This window comes from Vibrio sp. B181a (assembly GCF_030248375.1).
GTDB lineage: Bacteria > Pseudomonadota > Gammaproteobacteria > Enterobacterales > Vibrionaceae > Vibrio > Vibrio campbellii.
In genome coordinates, this window is sequence record NZ_JAHGAD010000102.1 from 1 (window position 1) to 5,211 (window position 5,211).

The 5,211-nt window shown below is 52.6% G+C and carries 4 protein-coding genes; all 4 read right to left on the reverse strand.

What is annotated here, in order from left to right; genetic code table 11:
* Window positions 1–889: 889 nt before the first annotated feature.
* From KIO97_RS25455 to mobH, 4 genes are read right to left on the reverse strand one after another with little or no spacing between them, the layout of a single operon-like run.
* The gene (locus KIO97_RS25455; RefSeq protein WP_285384293.1) at window positions 890–1,870 is read right to left on the reverse strand and encodes a hypothetical protein; all 981 of its coding nucleotides are present in this window, start codon (window positions 1,868–1,870) and stop codon (window positions 890–892) included.
* Between the two features lie 3 nt (window positions 1,871–1,873).
* Entirely contained in the window at window positions 1,874–2,524 is a 651-nt protein-coding gene (locus tag KIO97_RS25460; RefSeq protein ID WP_233969504.1) for a PFL_4669 family integrating conjugative element protein, read from the reverse strand.
* Window positions 2,525–2,540: 16 nt separating this feature from the next.
* The gene (locus tag KIO97_RS25465) at window positions 2,541–3,083 is read right to left on the reverse strand and encodes an STY4526/YPO1902 family pathogenicity island replication protein (RefSeq protein WP_086370807.1); all 543 of its coding nucleotides are present in this window, start codon (window positions 3,081–3,083) and stop codon (window positions 2,541–2,543) included.
* Window positions 3,080–5,017 carry a MobH family relaxase gene (gene mobH, locus KIO97_RS25470; RefSeq protein WP_285384294.1) on the reverse strand — a complete coding sequence of 646 codons (1,938 nt, stop codon included), beginning with the start codon at window positions 5,015–5,017 and terminating at the stop codon, window positions 3,080–3,082. Before mobH ends, KIO97_RS25465 begins: the two co-directional genes overlap by 4 nt.
* Window positions 5,018–5,211: the final 194 nt, after the last annotated feature.

The window sequence follows — 5,211 nt, forward strand, 5'->3', positions numbered from 1 at the left end:
TATCACTGATAGCATAGTTAGGATGTCAGGTCATCCTGCTCTTTTTTCAAGGCATCGCGTCTCTCTTGATACAAACACCAGCGATCGACAAGCCAATACCCTACTAACACCAAAAGTACCGTGATGAACGCTTCCATCCATAACCCTCTCCGAGATAGAACGCTCTTAATAACATAGACATCATTAACCATCCAAATGGTTATAGCTAAATATCCACCAACACCACACATGGAGGAGCCGTGCGACGACATACAGAATGAGCGCAGCGAAAAAATATTGACCACCGCAATGTCAGTAAAAAGAAAGGGATGTCAGTCACCATGGCTTAAATCTTGCTCCTTCGCCCTGCTAGAATGCGCGAGCGTAGCGAGTAAGACAACAAGGACTCATGCGTTATGCTCGGTGGCTTCCTGTCGAATGACAAAAGAAAGGTTCAGCGCAGCCAGCCTGTGTTGAAATCTTGTCTTCGTTTCCAAAGCAAAGGCTGGCTGTTGGGGCCCATTCCCAGTGATAGGAACGGATGGGTTTAGACGTGGGTGGACACACTGGGAATGGGAGGGTGCATGTTGGGCAGCGAAGCAAAGCGCCTTACTCTATTATGATCTTTTATTTTCTATTAAGGTCAATAACTGCCCCGCCGTGTAACCTCTCTGGGTAACCACATTCTGTAACCCCAACTTCTCTGTGGAAAACCCAAAGCGCTCAAAAAAACACGAGCTCTGTGGATAAAAAGAAAAATCAGACCGATTTTTTCTCCGTCACGACGAAAAAATGCCATAGACCTATAACGAAAGTGGCAATAACTGAGTCGATTTATAGCGTTTAGCGATAAGAAAAACCACCGACGTGCGACATCGACCTCAGCGAAGAGGCATAACGAAAAATAATCTTAATAAGGTATTGGGATATCAGGAGAAGTGTGAGTCCCAACGACGGGGAACGTGTCGTTGATCAACTCATTGAGAAATTGCGCTTGAATACGGTCTCGTATCCCTTTCGCAAGAATGCTGTAACTCACCCACTTAAAGCCGTAGCCTTGCGCTTTCTGCTTGGCGATCCCCGCTTGTATCAACGCCTTCACGTTTTCAAATCGGGTCACTTTAAAGTGCTCAAAAAATCGCGGAGTGAATTGTTTGTAGGCCGCGGCGCTGCGAATAAGCGTGAGGTTTTCTTGACCTTCACGAGGAAGGTCAATAGGCAACGTCACTTTCATGTCTTGAATGTAGCCCGCCTTTTTCAATCGGCCATAAGCCGCATACCACGTCTCTTCATTAATCTCTTGCCCAAAGCGCAGTAAATATTCTTTCATGAGTTCACGATGCGATTTGGGGTTCATTTCCGCCCCAACCTGCAGGTAACCAATTCGACCGCCTTCGAACTCACTCGAACAAAGCAACACCGCCAACACTTGCGCGGTGTAGGTTCGTACGTCTTTCCGCTTCATGCCAGGACAATAAGCCGCCAATCCAGGTAACACGGCTGGGTTGTACACTAAGTTTTCACACATGGTCAATACTTGCTGAAAATACGCCGACATCTTCACCAGTCGGTGTTTAACCTGACCATATTTATCGACCGTTACACGCGAAGGGGTAAACCCAGGCACAAAGAAGTCCTCATCCTCTTCGACCAATAGCTTCATTTGCGCGCCGAGTTTACGCAGCGTTTGCTGATACTTTTGAGCGGAGTTCATGCTTGCTTCTTCCGACTCTGGACGCGGGGCTTTCACACATACCGTGATGCGCTCTCGCGCGGCCGTCGACGCCTTTGAACGGGTTGAAGCTTGGGCTTTTTTGTTTCTCTCTCGCCGCACATGCTTGCTCGCGTGTTGACGCTTGCGCTTGCGGGTCTTAAAGGAACGCTGGCTCATCGGCTATCCTCTGATGTCCGGGGCAAATTCAGCGCGCTCAACGCCTTCCAGCACTTCAAACGGGATAGCCCCTAACTTCGCCTGCGCCGCTTGGGCTTTGGCGTTGTTGGCCGCCATGTCTTGGCGCGTCACCCCTGAGTGCTGCAACACCACACTGTCAGATATCACCTTGCGCAGCGCTTGAATGCACGCTTGGCGGTGCCCCTCAAACTCAGGACGGGTCAGCTGCGCTTTAAAATACGCATCGCTCATTTGCACCATCGCAATGTCAAACTGCTCCAGCAGCGCCACCAAACGCCAACCAAAACGGCTTTTGAGTGAAATGGTTTTGGTCACAGGCGCGCGCGACAGCGCTTCGTGGTATTGCACGCGCGAACTCAATCGCGCCGGCAAGGCCTGCAGCGCCTGTTGGCACACGGCAAACGCGTCGTTCATCGCGCGCTCAATTTCCAGCAACGCAAAATCGGCATACGGATCATCGCGGCGAGCCGCGTACTCCAATACCGACGCACGTTTAAAAAACAGCCCCACCCCAGGCGCTTTGCTCTTTTTGCTCGGGTTCCATAACTTAACGGTTTCGACGCTGTGCAGCTGCACTTCGGCGCTGGCAACCAGCGCGCCCATTTTATTTTTGTTGCTTGATTTATTGCTCATGCTCTTCATCCCACGTTTAACATCTTTCACTGTCACCACAGATTTCAGCCCATATTGCACCAATACTCAGCTGACACGTTTTGGCAACCATGATGATTTGCTCTCGATTGATTTCCCGGACATGTCCGACAGGCAGGCTTTCAAGGCATGTCCACAATGCTTTCACTTGTGAGGGGGGAACGCAGCGCTGCCTAAAACTTGGGCCAGCCTTCACCGCTTTTCGCCACTGCGCAGGCACGGTGCCTTTAATGGCAAAAAAGTGGGTCAACGCTTTGTTGCTGCTCCCCAACTGCAGGAAAACAACGATGTCCTCTGGAATATCCACCATCTCTAGCGCTTTCCTGAGCACATCCACATCAACTGCACATTGGCGCCCACAAATGGAATGTGACAATTGCTTGATCTCAGTGAGTGAATGCTGCTTCAGTTGACGGATCATCTTTGCATTAAATCCTGCCGCCATGAGCGTGGCATCTTGTCCGTTGCACGCCATGTGAGCAAGATGGTTCAACACCGCCCAGTGCACCTCACTGGTCAAGGTCGTCGTTTGCTGTGTCATAACACCTCCTCCAACATTACATGTGGGTTGAGCGCGTAGCGCGTCTCCCACTCTGGGGTCAACGGGAACAAAAAGCCGTTGAGGCTTTGGCTTGAATCTTTGATGCGGGCTTTGTGCACATTGCGACCGCTGGCGGCGACAATGTGACGACCAAGTGGTTGCAACCCTTGTTGCACTTCGCTGTAACTGTTGGGCTTTCCGTACTGGCAGCGCTCACTGATGAAGGTGCGAAACGCACCAGGAGAGACCACAAACAAACCTTGTTCGACTCGATGAAACAGCGCACCTTGGCGATTGACGGGATGAACGCCGCCGTTCAGCACCGCCTCCACCCAGTCGTAGAACGCCATACCCAAGGCTTCCCCTCGGGTTTCTCGTAAATCAATCTGTTGAAGCAAGATGTGAGGCGCTTTCTCGGCGTCGGTCGTCATCTCTGAGTCAGAGGTGGACCGCGCTTGAGTCAGCGCCTCTAAAGCGGTGTCTACGGCGTCGCTAGAAGGCGTCGAGTTTTCGTCCAATGACGTCGCGTCGACTGCCTCCTCGACCGTTTCAGTCACTGGCGCGGCCAACGGCGCCATGAACGCCATCAAGTCATCACTGATGGGCGATGCCGGTGGCAACGTCTCAGCACTCGGCAAGCGGTCGGATTGCGCTTCGGGGATGGGTTCATCAGCCGAAGCGCCTGTGGGATTGTTGATTTGGTGCTCTGCGTTTGGCTCAGGCTGAGCAGACTCGTCGTCTTGCACGGGTAAAATGTGTCCAACCAGGCTATCGAAGTTCGCCTCTGGGGCGAACGTTGGCCAATGTACGCAGACAAAGGTGAAGGTCTGACGCCAATCAAACTCCGACAGCAGAACCTCACATTTCCATATCGCCATGTCATCGGCGTTAGGGCGGATAAGCTGGTGCTGTTGCAACTCGTTAAACAAACGGGAATTGTCCGATGGCACGGCGGTGATGCCGCGCTCAAGCAGCGCGGTGCGCAGTCGCTCCGCAATGGGTTTGCTCATCAGATAGAGCCATTCGCCCTCGACAAACCCTTCCGCGCCTTTTTTATTCAGCGGGAGCACGCCGCTTTGCAATAGGTGCGATAACGTCAGCTTAAGCTGACCCGCTAGGGTCAGTGTTGCGCCGCGCGCTTTTTCTGCCGCCAGATTGATGCCGGCTTTATCCGCACCTAAATCCTGCGCCACGCTGGCCGCATCGGCTTGCGTGACAATCTGCTCAATCACATTGTCGGGATTGTTATGGCCGGACAGGCTTTCCATCATGGTGTGGTACAACGCTTTGTCGCTCGATATGGCGAGCATGGCGTCGGCGCTCAGCAGCTGGCTGAGCAACGTATGCCCGGTGTATTGGTGGGTGCTGTACTGACGCGCCGGGTGGTACTTGGCGCGATACGGTAAGGTGATGGGGCCCATCACCGGCGTCCAGCGCACGATGCCCTCCTCGCCTTGATGCAGTTCGATGTCCACATCCATAATTTTGCCGGAGTCGTGCAGCAGCGCGCACAAGAACACGCCATACACCCACACGATTTCACGGTGTATCACGTCTTCGGGTGGGGTGTTTGGCGGCAAAATGGCGTTGCGACGCAGGCGCATGGCGTAAATCGCCACGTCCAAACTGTGCAGCAGCAAGCCACGCTTGCCGGTGTGATGGTAGCCTTGAGAAGCGGGCAGGTCTTGGCACCAGAGCGCGTAATTGATGACGGTATCGACCACAAATGCTTGCCATACCTCAAACGGCAGCGCAAGGCCGCTGCGTTTTAAGACGCGCAGCTTGTCCAAGATGATCGCATCGTTTTCCAGCTCCGCCCGTGTCGCAGGCAGCACAAAACCCTCTGGAGCGCCGCGCGCTGCAGAGGGAGAAGAAGAAACAATGTGAGGTTCATCGTAAAGCCATGCAATGAACCGCTGAAGAAATTGAAACATCCTGTACCACCTGTTGTACCATCGAAAACCACCAACACTGTACATGCATACAGCATTATAAGCATTTCGTCGCAGAAAAACAGAGCCCATAAACCCGTTTTCTTAGGAGGCAAAGACACCAACCTCTAGGTTTGAACCCATGGATGCGCGAAATGAAAAGTTGAGTGACAGAAACGGAAAAACCAAGGCGCAAG

Coding starts and splice junctions, on each gene's coding strand:
- KIO97_RS25455 (WP_285384293.1), bottom strand. CDS start 1,870: ATGAGCCAGCGTTCCTTTAAGACCCGCAAGCGCAAGCGTCAACACGCG.
- KIO97_RS25460 (WP_233969504.1), bottom strand. CDS start 2,524: ATGAGCAATAAATCAAGCAACAAAAATAAAATGGGCGCGCTGGTTGCC.
- KIO97_RS25465 (WP_086370807.1), bottom strand. CDS start 3,083: ATGACACAGCAAACGACGACCTTGACCAGTGAGGTGCACTGGGCGGTG.
- mobH (WP_285384294.1), bottom strand. CDS start 5,017: ATGTTTCAATTTCTTCAGCGGTTCATTGCATGGCTTTACGATGAACCT.